Source organism: Rickettsia koreansis, from assembly GCF_046532895.1.
Classification (GTDB): Bacteria; Pseudomonadota; Alphaproteobacteria; order Rickettsiales; family Rickettsiaceae; genus Rickettsia; species Rickettsia rickettsii.
This window is the reverse complement of sequence record NZ_WHLZ01000004.1, coordinates 1-16,263: the sequence shown is the minus strand read 5'-3', so window position 1 is coordinate 16,263 and position 16,263 is coordinate 1. Positions and strand designations below refer to the sequence as shown.

The following is a 16,263-nucleotide window of genomic DNA, read 5'->3' as shown; positions in this document are numbered from 1 at the left end:
AATTGTAGAAATCAAGATTTGATCTTACAGAACTACTTAATTTTGTAAAGAATATTCTGAAGTAGTAACGAGCCGTATCTTTTTACGTATACTTCTATTTGCAATAGATTCATTCTTGATTGGCTTTTCTTAAAAAACCAAGTTTATTACCAGAATCTACTGCAAATTTTTCTGCTGATTTACGAGCATTTCTAATAGCCTCTTCAAGCATTGCCGGTTTTATATCGTTAAACTTTGTAAAAATATATGATGGACCATTGTAATCTGATGGATTATAGCCTTCAGAACCTAGTGCTATACCTCTTTGCACTAATAGATTTTGTAATTTTGTGACTTTTTGAGCTAATGCAACATTAGAAGTTTTTAAAATAGTGGTAGAAGTTATTATATAACGATATTCTTCAGAATTATTATTACGATAAGACTGTGCTAACAAATCAGTCACAGCATAATTACCAAAATCGATCTCTTCTTTTTTAAATCCTTGTTCTATCAAAAAACTAACTAGCATATTATGATCTGATTCAATCTTTTTATTAACTTCGGTCAGATTATTACCAGTTGCTTTAATAGTAATGGGCCATATAGCAAGATTGGATATCACCTCTTTCTCTGAAAGACCTTTTACTGTTATATTCCTATCAAGAGATTTTGATTTTAAAAAAGCATTTCCTACAAAATAACCAGAGAAAGCAATGCCAATTGCCAGTATAGCTGCAGCTATAACACGTTCAATCTTACATTTGACACGACAAGTACCTACAAGATTATTATCGCAAGATGAGTCTTGTCCATTTTGTTCTTGCATTTATTCCTCAGATAATACTTTCTGTATATGCTTAAATGATTTACTATAAATTTGATAAATATCTTCATCTTTCATTTTCTCAGAGTTTCTAACTCTGTTATCACTAACTTAGTATGGCAAGTAGCGTTACGGAATACTCTGAACCTTGGCAAGATCCTGATACCCCGATAGGTGAAGCATTTGAAACTGAATTTAGTATGGAGCAGCAAATTGAGCCGACAGCACCACCGCTATCAGTGTTTAGTAGTTTAGAAGACTTACATATTTCAGCAGATGCTTCATTAGGCGAGGAAGAACGAGTAATGAAGATGCTAGATGAGGCAATAGAAGATAGCGGTTATAGCGGTTCTAGTTGTGGGGGCGTTGATGATTGGAGTGGTGAGGATAGTATTTCAGATACTGGTGGATATGACACTGTATATACAAGTAGTGGTAGTGAATATTCTGAGGATAGCAGCGATGAGGACTGGATACCATTTCCTCCGCCTCCAACAGCGGAAGAGCTAGTAGAGTTAGAGCAACTTTCTGAAGTATCAAATCCTGAGCAAACACTTACGGCATCTATATCATCCGAGATGCAAGAAGAAAGCGAGTATCATGTAGATAGTGATATCTTGACCCAAGAAACAGTAGCAAAGGACGACCTCCAAAACTCTATTACTGAAGCAGATGATGCTGCACCTAGCAACGAACCTTGCGTACAATCTACCTCTATGAGTCAGGAAGAGTTACGTAAGAAAGCCGAGGCAACATCTGCAATGCATAACCAAGCACGGAAGATGAGCAAAATATCTAGTAAACAGATCAGACACCGTATATTTGCTAGAGATATAGTAACTGCTGCTGTAGCTAGCGGTGATGATGACGCCGATGACGCAGCTGAAAAAACCCACGGCTATAGCATATGGAGTAGTGGCACGCTTGGCAGTAACAAACAAAAATCTAAAGCAGACTCGAATGGCTATAGTAGCAAAATAGCTGGCGGCACTATTGGAGCAAACATTAACCTTGAGAATGATTTGCTACTCGGTGCTAGTTTTAGCAGGTTTAATAGCCGTGTTAAATATCAAGATCAAGGCGGGTCAAGTGATTTACGAAGCAGCGGAACGAGTGCAAGAGCTAAATATGATACCTATATATTTAGTCTATATGGATCACGTCCAGTAAGCCGCAATATGAGCGTGGCGATCATAGGTTCAGCAGGACATAGCAAAGGTAAAAAAGTAAGATCAAAGTTAATGAGCTTTGAGCCTCATCTTAACTACAGAGTAGAGATGCCGCGAGAAGTAACGCTAATACCTCACATTGGATTAAGATACGAATATGAGAAAGTAAGTCGTCACAAAGCACAAATAGCAAGTAGCTGGTCTATAGAGTGTTCTAAAAAGAGTTACCAAGCCTTAAGCGGTGAGATAGGCAGCCGAGTAATATTTAAATCCATCAGACTAAACGAGGATGCTGTATCTAATGCCATATCTACAACATCAATAACACCAACGGTACCGTCAAGTTAAGCAAGGTATAAATTAAGTATTGAGCAATTGCAATGAATGATTTATAGAATAGCAGTAATAATTTATGCCTAAATTTTACCGTTATATATATTACTCACGCCCCGAAGAGACATCGTTTTCCAGCAAGCATTATCAGTCATGGAGTATGGTTATATCATCGGTTCAATAATAGTTACCGAGATGTTCAAGAACAGATGGCCTATCGAGGTATTATTTTAAGTCATGAGACTGTAAGATTTTGGTGTTGCAAGTTTGCAGTTTATTTTCAAGATGTCATTAGAAAGAGCGATCGGAAACCAACTGATAAATGGCATTTAGATGAGATGAATATTAAGATTAAAGGCGAAGTATTTATATTATGGAGAGCCGTTGACTCTGAGGGGCATGAATTAGAAGTATTACTGCAGAAGCGTCGTAACAAGAAATCAGCTATCCGCTTTTTATCAAAATTATTGGGTAATTATCCAGTTCCAAGAGTAATTGTTACCGATAAGCTCAGGAGTTACATTAAACCGGTTAAGCTTATGTGTCCTAAGACTAAGCATCGCACTCATAAGAGATTAAATAATCGTGTTGAAAATGCTCACCAGCCAACTTAGGTGAAAAGAAAAGATATTAATTAAATTCAAGCATCCTAATTCAGCACAATGTACATTATCACTGATGGGCAAAGTCAGAAATATATTTGCCATAAATGTTGGAAGATATACTAAAACAGCACCTGAGCGAAGAATTGCATTTGCATCCGCTAAATCCATTTGGGATGAAGCTACTAAAAAACTTCTTGCTGCCTGAAATCTAAAAATATAATACTTTTTGATACTATTTTACTTAACTTGACGGTGCCTAAAGATGACAGCTAAACTTGAGTCTTTAGGACTGCTGAAGGTCTTTAGAAGAAAAAGAAGCAATGGTATGGATTTAGCTAATAAGTTAGTTCCTGTGCTTCCTGATAGGGTGTACTCGGTAATTAAAGATTCACCTACTAACTTAAAAGTAAGTAATAGTTCTAAATTAGATCACGAGTCTAATTTGAAACATATTTTAAGAACTAAGTTATTCGTTCCTATTGAGCCTGAATTTATGAAAAGCTTATTTAAAAATAATTTACCATCTAAGTATAAACTATTCTTCTTAAACTGTATGATGTCTGCTTATAGGAATTTTATGCAAAACTCCAATGGCTCTAACATGCTTTCTTTTTCTGCCACATCTCATGAATTAATACAACAAAATAACATGAGTAAAAGAACTCTGTTTAATATATTCAAATATATCAAACAACAAGGTGATAGCTTTTTTTTAAAAGTGGAGCATAAATATACTAAATCTGATGATATGGATTGTAATAGATATGACAAATCTATTTTTAATATATCTATTAATCCTTTAGTATTTCCTATTTCTCAAATTAGGAAGTCTCAAACAGAAGAAATTACAGAATTTAATCATGAAGAGTTACAGGGTAATAACTCTCTTGCTTTTCCTGATACCTATAGGGATTTTAGAGAGGGAGTGCAAAAAAAGCAGCCCTTAATAATAAAGAATACGTATAGTAAAAATATAGATTATATAGATGCAAATTATATTCAATCAAAAGAAAGTCTTAAAAAAGAGTTTTTTGAAGACAAGCAAAGCTTGTCTTCATCTGAATCTTATAACAATTCTTCTTTTTTAAATGATTCTAGTAGTAGAAACAGCAAAAACATATCTGAGCAAAAAGAACAATGGGCAGAACTAAGATATTTCTACCCACTCTCAGAAAAAGATATAGATACACTTAACTTTAGAGCACATAGAGAATTCAGTAATAATTTTGTGAATCAGTTATTACTGAAGCTCTACATCAAATATCCTGAGAAAAGATTTAAGAACAAATTTACGTTTCTTAGCTATATGGTTCAGATACTAAAGAACGAGAAGCATCAAGGGCCTTTAGTAAATCATACAAGCTTTAGATTTAGCTGTAACATAGGAACGATCGAGCAAAACTTACTTAAATATGAGAAATACCTAAACAAAATAGAAAGCTTATTTGATACCAGCAAAGAAATGCAGGTAAGGAAGAAGATAGCAGGAAGATTTAATACTAATGTGGCATACGAGATACTAACACAGGTAGAATTCAAAACAAATCATAATAATAGCTTTATAACGGCAATAATCCCAAAACGACTAGATTTAGGGGGGATACAAACAGAAAGTTTAAGCGAGCGGCAAATAGAGATATTAAGCGAGCAATTAGAAGCAGTATATGGTATCAATGGGTATTATGTGACAGTGGTCGGAGATGTAGGATCTGCTGAAGATAGCAGTGGGAAAGGTGAAAGAAAAGAAGAGATAGAGAAGCAATATTCTAAAATCAAAGATATTGGAATTTTAGATATCGGTAAGGAATTAGATAAAATAGAAGAAAACACAGTATGGAATCAAATCAGAAAGGGATTGAGAGAAGAGTTAGGTGAGGCTATAGATGCGGTTTGGTTTTCTAAAGCAGAAGCTACTGAGGATAAGGAAAAGGGTATGCTAATCCTAACAATGCCAACAAGGTTTATGGCGGATTGGGTTAAAAATAATTATTCACATGTATTAAAAAGACTTAGTGTAGGATGTGGAATTAATAGGGTGGAGTGAACAAAGCAATAAACTATTATTAACATAAATTTTCTGTTAAACTAGATAAATAACATATGAGGTTTTTATGACAGATATCAAGAGTATGATTATACTTAAAGGTATTAACACTGATGATACCAGTGCAAAGAATATGATAATGATAAATGAGTTAAGGGATATAACGACAGATTGTCTTAAGAAGCTACAAGTAATTAGGAAAGATTTAACATCTGCGTACATAGTAAGTCAGCATATTATCATTAACGAGGATGATAAATATGAATTTAAGCCTGAAAAGGAAGTCAGGGCAGAAAATAAACAACACTTAGATCTTGATAAGGTGCAGAGGGAGGAAGAAAAAATATTAAAAGATATTCTTGATACCATATTTTCTCAGAAAACAGTTGAAAACAAGCAACAAAATAATAAGAAATCAGCTTTAAAAACCGATACATCAAATAGTACGAAAAATATTTTTGTTAAAATAAAGAATTTAATAAAAAAATTGATTAGTAGTTTATATCCTAAGGAAAAGGAAATAAATGTATCTTCAGAAACCAGTAATAACCACGTGGACCTAATGGAGCAGAACGTAAAAAATATTAAAATATATAATAAAGAGCTAGATAAAAGAGTAGAAGCACTAAAAAATATTGATTTATTACAAAAAAAGATAAGCCAATATAAAGAAAGGGCAGTAGATCCTAAAGAGTATAATAAGAAAAAAGATTTTGTGACTGAAGTTATACAGCGTAAACAACATGTTGGACAAAGTAAAATAAATACTAGGTAAGTAACAAATGTTAATATGTTCCAAAACATTGTTCTTATTAAAATGTTCCGCTAATATAACAAAAAATCGTTTTAGGAATAAGAAAATATGCTTATCGGATACGCAAGAGTCTCAACGTTAGATCAAAACCCTAATCATCAAATTGATGCTCTTAATGAGGCAGGATGTAAAAAAATATTTACAGAAAAAATATCAGGTGCAGGTAAGCAACGTACTCAATTGCAGGCAGCTCTTGATTATATGCGTGAAGGCGATACGTTTGTAGTTTGGAAATTATCTCGCCTTGCAAGATCGCTTACGCAAATAATCAGTACTTTAAAAATCCTTGAGGAGAAAAAAAATCGGCTTGCATGTAATTACCCAAAATATAGATACTTCAACAGCAGAAGGAAGACTTTTCTTTCATATGAATGCAGCATTCGATCAGTTTCAGCGAGAGATTATTGTAGAAAATACCAAAACCGGCTTAAAATCTGCCCGTAGAAACGGTAGAATTGGTGGGAGACCTAAGTTTATGAGTGACGAAAAAATGCGTACGGCAAAAGCTATGCTAAAAGATAATGAAAATTATCCGTTTATTTCTGATATTATAAAAACGCTAGATATAGGTAGGACAACCTTTTATAGATACTTTCCTCCAGAGTCTATAGAGCAACTTAGAACCCGCCAATAAAATCCTATTGGTAATTTCGTTCCTTTCTGAAGAAGATCCATTAAACATACGGGAAGATTGTACTAAAAAACCTAAGCCTTGAGGTGCAGCATTGTTGTAAAGAGCTGCAAGTACTTTAGGAGCATCAGAGCATTGGGAAATATGTATTTTCATGTTTAGGAATCCTTTTTATTAGTTAAATTTATGGTATTGAGTTCAGAAATAGAGAGTCCAGTAATACGTGAGACCTCAGGAATTGAAAGCATATTTTTAGCTACTTCCATAGTTCTTTTAGCTTCCCCGATTTGCATGCCTCGAGCTTCTCCAATCTGCATACCTTGTTGTATTCCTTCTTCTTTCCAATGATGAGCGAGGCTAGTCATAAGTTTTTCTCCTTGCTGGTTATTTAAACGGCTTTTAAGTATTTTTTCTAGTTCTATTTTATCAGATTTTTCAATTTTAATCAATGTATAGGTTAATATCAGCTCTAGGTAATCAATACCAATATTTAGTTTTTAGCCAGTTCAGGTAATAGATCAGCTACCTCATACCATCTTTTAAGTAGGTCTCTTTCATGAATATGCTTCATGAAGAATTGCAGTATCCCTGCCCAAGCTTTTTTCTTTAATTCCTCATCAGGAATATCATGCACATTAATTACTTGGTGGTCTTTAGTCCAAATATCTTGCATAAGTTCTTTATGCTGGCACAAATCCCAAAGATTCTTTGGAGCATTATATTTCTTTGTTCCATTGTAGAACACAATGGGGTAAACAAAAGGCAAATGTTTAGATTTAGGATTAAGAGTTAGATGTCTTGCTGCAATATCCGTCATATACTTAAAGAGTCTAAAAGCCATGAAATGATCAGGAGTACTCTGATGCTCTAACAGAATCCAAAGATATCCTGTATCATTTTTAAAGTTAGCAGAAAATAGAATATCAGATATAGAATGTTTGAGGTCGGCTTCAACAAAGCTTTCTTTTTCCATCTTAAGGGTATGGGAAGAGAACATAGCCTTAATTTCTTTCGGCAAATGCATCTCAAAGAACTCTTGGGCAACAATTGGATTTTCTAGAGCCTTACGAATAAGGGCGTCATGTTTTGGACGCTCAGCAGTCACATTATCGCTAGTATCACTAGCATCGCTATTTGTACTTAAGTCTTCTTCCTTGCTACTACTAATATCTTTTTCATTCATTGCTTTGGATCTATTTCGTTGCTAACAGTTTTTGCGGCATTAGCAACATTTTTAGGCTTCTTAACTATGACTGGCACTTCTTTTTCAGTAACTAAAGCTGCAGGAGAGCCATCAAGATTAAACCTCCTAGCTCCTTCTACCAGTTTTTCTTTATATTTAAAACTACCACAATATCTATGGAAAAATCTATTTAATTGATTATTCGGAAATTGTCCATTTAATATTTTCTTTAGTTCAAGATCTATACCGATGGCAAGAGGCTTAACCTCTTCAGAGAACACTTCCGGATAATCGGTTTGCAAATTAGTTAAGATACTAAAATATTCCTTTTTGCGTCTTTTCATCTTGTCTTTTAATATTTCTTTAGGCCTTACTACTACCTTTTGATTTGATGCTTTTTTGTTACTCGATACAGCCTCTTGTTTTTTACTCTTTTTTGTATCGTTGCTTTTGGCTTGAGTGGTACCTATAGACGCATCTTTTTTATCAGATGTGGCAGGTGAATTACCTGTATCTTTGACGTCGCTTTTAGGTTTTTCAAAGACTACAACTTTCTTAAGAGCAGGACCTTGCATTAAAGAATTAGCATTAAGAGTTAATGGTTTTGCTGTCAAATTAAGTTTCAGCTTAGATTTTCCAGTAGTTGCCATTGTGTTCATATGCATCTCTTGTTAGTTAGTATTTTTACGTAATTTAGACTTATTGGAGATATTTAATAACTCCTTATATCTTTATTAGTGACAAATTTTAGAAATCCGATTAGTAATTTATCGTCAATATCGACAGCAGAAAATTTATTAAAGATATTAAATATCTCTTCTTTTCTTTTAGTTAGGAGGGATGATAATTGTACATTTAACTCTGCTTCAATCTCCCATTGCTTAATTTATACCTCCCTTAACTTGACGATGCCAGCCTGAATTTTTCGAGAAATATAATTATTTGGAATATGATTCAGTCACTGAATTATAATAACATTTGTTTCTCTCAAGCTTAATTTTATAAGATGTCGGAAAACAAGTGTTTTCCGACATAATAGCTATCATCTATTTACAAATCCCCAAAAATAAGCTATTTATATACGACAAACACTGTCGTATTGCAGCACTGTACGACAATCAACTAAAAAGGGTTTTTCATACATGTTAGTCGGATATATGAGAGTTTCTAGTGAAAATGATCGCCAAGTGTTCGATCTTCAATATGACGCACTTATTAAAGCAGGGGTAGATCCAAGACATATTTTTCAAGATAAGGTAAGCGGAGCAAAAGATAATAGAAAAGGATTACAAGAAGCTCTTAATTATTTACAAGATGGCGACTGTCTCATTGTATGGAAATTAGATAGACTCGGACGGTCATTGTCTCATCTCATTACACTTATTGATAGCTTTAAACAGAAAAATATTGGCTTTAAATCCATAACCGAACAAATGGACACAACAACCCCTCACGGTGAGTTTTTATTCAGTGTGTTTGGGGCTCTTGCTCAATATGAACGAGCACTGACTAAAGAACGTATTATGGCAGGTTTAAAATCTGCTAAGCAACGGGGAAAAACAGGAGGAAGACCACGGGTTATCTCACCTGAAAAAATGCAAGCAATTAGTGAAACACTGAAATCCGGCACAAGCAAAGCTGCAATATGCCGGACATTCAATGTTAAAAGAACTACTCTCTATGATAATCTAGAAAAAATGCACCGTTGTCTGTAAGATTAAATTTGGAATCGCTGTTAAATACTATTTATTACCTTCTTTGTACGGTGGATTTACTATAATCTTGAATCCAAATAACTTATTATTAGGATAAGTGATGAAATCACAGAGCCTGATTTGCTTTTGTAATTGTGCCTCAACACGATTTATTTCTAAGGAAGGGGATATATCTACCAAACATCTAGCTATATTTTTAATAGCAGTTATTCTAGTATCTCTATCTATTTCGCTACCATGTAATTTCCTTACTAAATCCCAACCGGACAATTTTTCTTTTTCTACAAGAACAAGTGCAGTTGTAATAAGTAAGCTACCATGCCCCTACACATGGATCAAATATGCTCTCCATATTATAGTTATCTAATAATGAGAATGCTGCATAAAGGGCTACATCGGAGGGAGTAAAAAATTGGGCAAATTCCTTTTGAGCAAGGGTACAGTTTGGCACTGTATGGATGGCGGCTAAGATATGATCCCATTTTTCAAATATTGTCTTTTTTTTGTCTGAAATCTGTACCGCATCCGTAAACAACTCTTGGCATACCTTAGGGAGATTGTCAAACCAATTAAATATTCTGTGCCTACTTAATGTAAGCTCAGCTTCTTTTTTTGATTAATACTTGTTGGGTTACCATCATTTAAAAGCATCATACTATATGCATTATTTCATTTCTTACTTTCTCTTAGAGTTAACTATATGACATTTAACAGCGATGGTACAAGGTCAACAATTACATTGCTATTCATATTATGTACTCTTGCTGTATTTCTTCACGCCAAAATCTCATGATTTGAGACCTCGTCGTCTATCCCTTCAAATTCCATGGACTCTTGACTGGCTTCAATGCCGTAACTCATATAAGGTGCAAGTACACTCTCTGCCTCATGTAATTCCATTTCTTTCACTACCTTTTGCCATTCTGCAAAATCTAATATTAGTTTTTCTAATTCCTGATTGCTATAATCATTCATTGCAATCAAATACTGTTCAATATTTTCCTTTAAATCAGGATTCTCATTTGCAAATGACGTGAGATACTGCTTAATACCGTCAAGTATCTGCTCTCTATTGTCATTGGTGATAATAGGGTTACTTACAGTATCATCACTATCATGTCTATTAGCATCTTCATTACTATTTGCTATATCATCAGATGTAACTGTTATAGCTTCTTTATTTACAATAGTAGAATCATTACAACTATTATCTAAATCTAAACCGGCTTCTATTGCTACCATTGCATCTTCTGCTGCTTTTTCATGGGTCATAGCTTTAGTCTCGACCTCTACATATTTTACTAAATTATCACATAGCTTCTGTAATTGCTCTGTGTGATCCTCTATATACTTACAACCTACCGCCACTAATGCGTCTATGTTTTTAAGGCTACTATTATCTAAACTACTTGTCGCCTTTGTAATAGGTAGCTTTACTTCCACAAACTCATCTTCTCCTGGTAAATCGCCCCTTACTTCTGCTGTAGCACTATCTTCGCTGCTTTGCATTAAACGACTAACTAACTTTCCTTTAACAAGCCATCCTATTACTCCATCAAATCCTATCTTTGGTATTGAGCTACTACCTGATGTATCTTTATCAAAGTTAAGCGATAATACCATAGTAGCATCAAGTATCTTGGCACTCTCTTCCCTACTATGACCGCTCTTTAATATTTTCAGTGCCTCATATGCTGGTCTATTAGACCCAAGCCCCCCATCTGCATATGCATAAAGTGCATCCTCTTGGTTCTCATAACCTTTAATATGCTCTTTATTAGTCACAGGCTTAAAATATGTAGGTGCTGCAGTGGTCGCTAGTAATACGTCCTGAACTCTAATATGCGGACTATAAGAATCATGACTATCAAATATCTTACCTCCTTTATCTAGACTTGCTAAATCAGTAACAGGGATTATTAATCTAGATGTTGTATCATCTAATCTTAATCCTGCTAAATGCTGTTCTAATATTTCCTTTAATGGTCCTTGACTATGCTTATGCGTAAATATTTGTTTTATTCCATCGTACCAATAATGGTCAAATATCTTCGGTGCTGCGTCTATAAATATATCTAAAGCTTCCTTTGCACTGTATTTAGGTATGTTTGATCCAGGCTCTTTTGGAATAGTTAACAATGCTCCAATGAGACCACCAACACTAGTGCCGGTAATAATAGGGAACAATTCTGATATAGATTTGCCTGTACGCTCTTCTATCTCAGCAAGTACCACTAGCTCTGCTATCCCCTTCACTCCACCACCGGATAATGATAATATCCGGTTACTCTTTATAGATTCTGATGTACTATCATTCTCTGCAGCGGTATTTTTAATATTATCCTCGACTTCTTGTTTGATATGTTCAAATGTTTGTTGTGTGTGTATTTCTGTTGCCATATTTTACCTTCTTCTATCCTAAATCTAAATCATTATAATATTTTGTGATAATCTTATGGTTAGTGTTGGTGTGCTTAAAGCCGTTACCTTAATTGTCTTTATGCGGTTTGGATACTTGTCAGCTAATGTTCTAAAACCATTATGAATCTTCTTGTAATAATCTAAGTCTTTAATATCAAATCTATTATTTCTCAAATTACTGCCACTATAGTTATTACCATTACGGACTCTAACTCTCTCCATCGCTAATGCTGGCTCTACATCAATAAAAAACGTAATGTCCGGCATTATAGGTGGCATGAGCTGCTGATGCAAGCTGTATACTAAATCCATACCTCCATCAATCTCTAAACCTTGATAACATGCCGTTGAGTCAATGAATCTATCGCATATCACCGTATAGCCCGCTTCTATTGTGGGAAGAATCTTTTTTACAATATGATCATAGCGTGCTGCCATAACTTGTAATAACTCCGACATCGGCAGTAAATCTCTATGTACCAAGATACTTCGCATCTCTTCAGCAATTTCTGTGCCTCCAGGCTCCCTAGTTGACATAACAGGAATATTCCGAGATATGCAATATTCCTTTAACATGCGGCATTGTGTGGATTTACCACTGCCATCTACACCTTCTAATGTTATAAATCTGCCACGTTTAACTCTATTGGTGCTATTCATGATTATTACCGCTATTTAAATACAATCTACCTGATCTCACTTTTCTTCAAACTGCTTAAATATTCTAAAAACATTTAGATAACTGCTACCTGCTGCAAGTGACAAGGCAGTATCTCCTTGATGATCCCTAAAATATATATCAGCACCACGAAGCACAAGCTTTTGTACTGCTTCTATATCTCCTGTAGCTGCAGCTCTCATTAATTCTTGGTTAAGCTTCTGTCTTTCTACCTGTTTCATACTCACCACCTGTGATAAAAAACTTAAATATTTGTGTTTTAAACCTATGAAGATAGTGTGGTAGCTATATGCACTACCACACAGGCATTGGTTCTTAATACTCACCTAATAAATCTGTCTTAGTTACATCATCAGTCACAGCTTCATCATTTTCTGTATTAATCAGCAACACTGAATTATCAACACTCACAAATCCCGCCCTATCCTGTACTTTTTGCATAAACTCTTTAATCACTAATACGTGCTTGTCCATCAGTTCTTCTACTGCTTCCTTTAAACCTAACTCACCAGCGTAACGCGATATATGTCCTGATACCACTAGCTCTTTCATACGCTGGCTTAAGCTTTTGCCGCTTCCATTATCACTGATGTTTCTTTCTTCAATATTTTCAGATTGTTGAGATGAGTTATGGTTTATAATTGCACTTCTCAGATCCTTAAAATTATATCCCTGTCTCTTTAGTGCATTAAACTCGTCTGCAATATTGTAAGTAGCAACAGCATCATCTGCATACTCTTTCATCTCATGACTCCTAGTATCTACAACATTCTTTGGCTTAGCTGCTATCTCATCTGCAAATCTTGCATATATTAGTTTTCTAATCTCTGCTGAATCTAGTAATTGCGTAGACTTTAGATTTTCTAAATTCTGAAGATTTGGAGTGACAATACTGAATTTGTCTTGCATTAAAGCTGTGTTTGACTGACTCGATAATGTCTTTAAAAAGCTAAATTCTTCACTTGCATCCTCTACATATCCTTTGCTTTGTGTACTATACTTGAACACACTGTTAATACTTGCAGATGCTACCTGCTGTATATTTCTTGCCGCATTATATATTTGTTTTACTGTTCTTGCTATTTTAAACATCACGTTTCTCCTTTTTGCTGTTTGTTAATTTTTTATTTGCTGTGCCTTGCGTGTTCTTCAAACTTAATCCTTAAGTATTCTGCTCTTGAAACTAAAAGTATATGAGAGGGGCTATGCTAGCCCCCTCACACTCCCCCGCTATATCTGTAAAAGAAAAAAGAGAATGGGATGGAATAAGATGAAACATCAATAATATTGCCTCTGTCCAAATATTTGGCATGTATACTTATCTCATAAAGCCAAAGCTATAATTATCCCCTACTTTTAATCCTGCATATTGCCTATGATGACTACATAGCTTTATTGCTTTGTGAGTCACGACATTCAATTGCATCCCTTGATTCCCGTTTTCTTCCCTCTTAAAGCCCGCAAGCATATTATGTTTGTGGTATATTCCTTCTGAACTCACGTAAGCAGATACCGCTTTCTGTAAAGCCTCAAGTCCTTCAGTCCCATTTCCAAAAGCATAATAACTACTAGCAAGGCCATAGTAATATGCTCCCTCCCATGGCTTGAACCCTATTGCTACCTTAAAACTTTCTAATGCTTCCTCGTATCTCTTAAGCTTATGAAGTGTATTTCCTTTGTAATAATGAAGACTTGCATTTTTTGACTCTCCCATCAAAAGCACCCCAAATATCTTCAAAGCTTCTTCATACTTACCTTGATCTAAATAATTAATGCCTTTCTTAAAACATGTTTTTTGCTCCTCTTCGCTCAATCTCATACTGCTTCTTTGGATATAATTCTTATTTTTCATATATTACTCTCACTTTGTTCAATAATACTTTTGCTATTAATGAAAACGGGCTTTTGTTAGCTTCATGCACTCTCGCTTCCTTAATGTTACCGCATAGTCAAAATCATCCTTCTCAAAACAATATAAAATACATTCCTTCATAGTAGGTTCTAACGCTATTGCCTCATCTATCATTGCTATAGCCTCCTCATCTCGCCCTAATTCTTTTAATATTTGAGCGGCAAAAAAATAATAAATATTGTCTTTGGGACTTAGCTCAATTGCTTTCTTATACGCTTGCAAGGCTTCCTCATCTTTTTGATTTAATTCTTGTAAGAGAACCCAACCTTTGCTTGCATACAATTCTTCACCACACTGATTTTTCTTTATACCTATGTTAAAGCATTCTACCGCTTCCTCCAATCTCAGTTAAACACCATCCTTTGTCTAAATATACGTCCTGAAAATCAGGATTAAGTTCTATGACCTTATCATAGGCTTTGATTGCTTCTTCATATTGCTGAGATATGTGTAATATTATTTTTGCTTTTAGAGCGTAAGCTGCCGCAAAATCAGGTTTTAGCTCTATTGCCTTGTCACAAGCTTCAAGTGCTTCTTCTGTTCTAAGTATCTCTTTTAATACAACCGCTTTCTCAAAATATCCTTCTGCGTCACTATATGTCGATTCCAACAAATACTCAAAAACTGGAGATGCATATTTTAGTTCTCCAGCTCTAGAATAACTCCTGTACAATGCCAATAGTTGTCGACTTGTTAAGAGTTGGTATGCTTCTTGTTCATTTCTTTTTTTCATTGTCACTCCCTCCTCTATAATTGATTTCATAATTAAACTTACTGCTTATTTAAACCTTAGGTGGTTCACTGGTAATCTTCACTATATCCACTAAATCCTTTTCTATTCCAAATGCTCTAAATATATGTTCTTTCATATTCTGATACGCTATATCTTTAGGCGATAAGGCAATAGCCTTATCTATCATCTCTATTGCTTCTTGTGATTCTTCCAAATCCGTATAAACTTGCGATGCCATATAATAATAAAACCCCTCTTCAGGTCTTAATGATATTGCTCTTTTGTATGCCTCTAAGCTCTCATGGTATCTACCCTGCTTTTGCAATATCATTCCCACATAATAATTTGCTTGTTCATTCTTAGGGTTTAGCTGTAAACATCTTCTAAAATACATGAGTGACTTATGATCACCCTGCTCTCTTCCAAACCAATACATCCCTAGTTCAAAATATTTGCTCCAAGTCTCGTCTGCCTGCTCTTGTTCTTTAGCCATACTATTACCTACTGCTCCTTCTATTTTGCATCTTTGAAGCTTGTTGATGATTGCCATCTCTAACTTGTCTAGATTTTTATTAAATTTTATTAAATATTGAATTTCTGATATTTGATGAAGAATCTTGCTGCACAGCTGCATCACTATTACCAATACCATTTACACCCTCACATCCTGTAGCAAGCCTAATACCTTCCTTAATGCTTAACACCTCCGATAATGTATGCAGCAAAGCAGTAATTGTTTCTGTATTCTTACGAATACTAGACAAAAACATCCTGATTGCTTCCGCGTACCTTCCAAGAAGACACAATGTTATGCCGCTAAAATAATATGCTACGTAATTATCGGGATGAGCTTTGATTGATGATTTAAAGCAACATAATGCAGATCTATAGAATTTTTGTTTGTTTGGAGATTTTTTCAGTAACAATAATTGCTTGCCTAGCTTTAGCCACGCATCATCTTTACCGAGTTTTAAAAAACTTATTAATACTGTGATTGTTCTAGAGGTAAATGATTCTGATGAGGATTGGGTATTATAGTCATGAGATATACTAATTAATCTTGCTGCTTTAGATTCAGTTTTAGCTTTAGTTTTATATTTTGTACTTTTTTGTGAATGAGGTTTTTGTGGTGACTCGCAAGAGCTGCTAGCGTTCCGAGAGGTAGTACGAGCTAAAGTTTTGTAGGGGCTAGCAAAAGAAGTAGGTACTACCCTACTAT

At 34.7% G+C, this 16,263-nt stretch carries 19 protein-coding genes and 2 pseudogenes; 8 read left to right on the top strand and 13 right to left on the bottom strand.

The genetic code is table 11. The annotated features are described in order from the left end of the window. Positions 1-109: 109 nt before the first annotated feature. The gene (locus tag GCO76_RS07175; RefSeq protein WP_147144198.1) at positions 110-808 is read right to left on the bottom strand and encodes an SIMPL domain-containing protein; all 699 of its coding nucleotides are present in this window, start codon (positions 806-808) and stop codon (positions 110-112) included. 113 nt (positions 809-921) lie between these two features. On the opposite strand from GCO76_RS07175, the gene GCO76_RS07170 reads away from it, so the two are divergent. The 7 genes and pseudogenes from GCO76_RS07170 (at position 922) to GCO76_RS07140 (ending at position 6,404) form a co-directional block, all read left to right on the top strand. Then, a complete protein-coding gene (locus tag GCO76_RS07170; protein ID WP_410956692.1) occupies positions 922-2,322 on the top strand; it encodes an autotransporter outer membrane beta-barrel domain-containing protein in 1,401 nt (466 codons plus the stop codon). An 83-nt stretch (positions 2,323-2,405) separates the two neighbouring features. Next, a complete protein-coding gene (locus tag GCO76_RS07165; protein ID WP_029374876.1) occupies positions 2,406-2,921 on the top strand; it encodes an IS6 family transposase in 516 nt (171 codons plus the stop codon). Between the two features lie 64 nt (positions 2,922-2,985). Further along, positions 2,986-3,117 carry a hypothetical protein gene (locus GCO76_RS07160; protein ID WP_256381729.1) on the top strand — a complete coding sequence of 44 codons (132 nt, stop codon included), beginning with the start codon at positions 2,986-2,988 and terminating at the stop codon, positions 3,115-3,117. Between the two features lie 57 nt (positions 3,118-3,174). Next, positions 3,175-4,956 carry a DnaA N-terminal domain-containing protein gene (locus GCO76_RS07155; protein WP_410956691.1) on the top strand — a complete coding sequence of 594 codons (1,782 nt, stop codon included), beginning with the start codon at positions 3,175-3,177 and terminating at the stop codon, positions 4,954-4,956. Between the two features lie 67 nt (positions 4,957-5,023). Beyond that, positions 5,024-5,731 (top strand): hypothetical protein, encoded by a 708-nt coding sequence (locus GCO76_RS07150; RefSeq protein WP_410956690.1) that lies wholly within the window; start codon positions 5,024-5,026, stop codon positions 5,729-5,731. An 87-nt stretch (positions 5,732-5,818) separates the two neighbouring features. Continuing rightward, positions 5,819-6,022: pseudogene (locus tag GCO76_RS07145) on the top strand (recombinase family protein); the annotation flags it as partial. Positions 6,023-6,056: 34 nt separating this feature from the next. Next, positions 6,057-6,404 carry a recombinase family protein gene (locus GCO76_RS07140; RefSeq protein WP_410956689.1) on the top strand — a complete coding sequence of 116 codons (348 nt, stop codon included), beginning with the start codon at positions 6,057-6,059 and terminating at the stop codon, positions 6,402-6,404. 155 nt (positions 6,405-6,559) lie between these two features. Here GCO76_RS07140 and GCO76_RS07135 read toward each other — a convergent pair. Together GCO76_RS07135 and GCO76_RS07130 are read right to left on the bottom strand one after the other, a co-directional pair. Then, a pseudogene (locus GCO76_RS07135) lies at positions 6,560-7,584 on the bottom strand (Rpn family recombination-promoting nuclease/putative transposase). Further along, positions 7,581-8,243: a ProQ/FINO family protein gene (locus GCO76_RS07130; protein ID WP_410956688.1), complete on the bottom strand. Its 663-nt coding sequence runs from the start codon at positions 8,241-8,243 to the stop codon at positions 7,581-7,583. Before GCO76_RS07130 ends, GCO76_RS07135 begins: the two are co-directional and overlap by 4 nt. 498 nt (positions 8,244-8,741) lie before the next feature. Between GCO76_RS07130 and GCO76_RS07125 the strand changes: the two genes are divergently transcribed. After that, positions 8,742-9,299 carry a recombinase family protein gene (locus GCO76_RS07125; RefSeq protein WP_479725313.1) on the top strand — a complete coding sequence of 186 codons (558 nt, stop codon included), beginning with the start codon at positions 8,742-8,744 and terminating at the stop codon, positions 9,297-9,299. Between the two features lie 27 nt (positions 9,300-9,326). Here GCO76_RS07125 and GCO76_RS07120 read toward each other — a convergent pair whose 3' ends face one another. From GCO76_RS07120 to GCO76_RS07075, 10 genes are all read right to left on the bottom strand, one after another. Beyond that, positions 9,327-9,569 carry a hypothetical protein gene (locus GCO76_RS07120; protein ID WP_266234790.1) on the bottom strand — a complete coding sequence of 81 codons (243 nt, stop codon included), beginning with the start codon at positions 9,567-9,569 and terminating at the stop codon, positions 9,327-9,329. A 504-nt stretch (positions 9,570-10,073) separates the two neighbouring features. Further along, the gene (locus GCO76_RS07115; protein WP_410956687.1) at positions 10,074-11,699 is read right to left on the bottom strand and encodes a patatin-like phospholipase family protein; all 1,626 of its coding nucleotides are present in this window, start codon (positions 11,697-11,699) and stop codon (positions 10,074-10,076) included. A 24-nt stretch (positions 11,700-11,723) separates the two neighbouring features. After that, entirely contained in the window at positions 11,724-12,380 is a 657-nt protein-coding gene (gene tmk, locus GCO76_RS07110; protein WP_410956686.1) for a dTMP kinase, read from the bottom strand. Between the two features lie 36 nt (positions 12,381-12,416). Then, the gene (locus GCO76_RS07105) at positions 12,417-12,620 is read right to left on the bottom strand and encodes an ankyrin repeat domain-containing protein (protein WP_410956685.1); all 204 of its coding nucleotides are present in this window, start codon (positions 12,618-12,620) and stop codon (positions 12,417-12,419) included. 94 nt (positions 12,621-12,714) lie between these two features. Then, positions 12,715-13,491 carry a hypothetical protein gene (locus GCO76_RS07100; RefSeq protein WP_032139675.1) on the bottom strand — a complete coding sequence of 259 codons (777 nt, stop codon included), beginning with the start codon at positions 13,489-13,491 and terminating at the stop codon, positions 12,715-12,717. A 226-nt stretch (positions 13,492-13,717) separates the two neighbouring features. Further along, the gene (locus GCO76_RS07095; RefSeq protein ID WP_410956684.1) at positions 13,718-14,251 is read right to left on the bottom strand and encodes a tetratricopeptide repeat protein; all 534 of its coding nucleotides are present in this window, start codon (positions 14,249-14,251) and stop codon (positions 13,718-13,720) included. Positions 14,252-14,287: 36 nt separating this feature from the next. After that, positions 14,288-14,653 carry a tetratricopeptide repeat protein gene (locus GCO76_RS07090; RefSeq protein WP_037203323.1) on the bottom strand — a complete coding sequence of 122 codons (366 nt, stop codon included), beginning with the start codon at positions 14,651-14,653 and terminating at the stop codon, positions 14,288-14,290. Then, positions 14,628-15,044, bottom strand: coding sequence for a tetratricopeptide repeat protein (locus tag GCO76_RS07085; RefSeq protein WP_172616183.1), 417 nt, complete (start codon positions 15,042-15,044; stop codon positions 14,628-14,630). Before GCO76_RS07085 ends, GCO76_RS07090 begins: the two co-directional genes overlap by 26 nt. A 49-nt stretch (positions 15,045-15,093) precedes the next feature. Further along, the gene (locus GCO76_RS07080) at positions 15,094-15,594 is read right to left on the bottom strand and encodes a tetratricopeptide repeat protein (protein WP_032139677.1); all 501 of its coding nucleotides are present in this window, start codon (positions 15,592-15,594) and stop codon (positions 15,094-15,096) included. 22 nt (positions 15,595-15,616) lie between these two features. Further along, positions 15,617-16,263: tetratricopeptide repeat protein (locus GCO76_RS07075; protein WP_410956683.1), on the bottom strand; the 647-nt coding region annotated here is incomplete at its 5' end.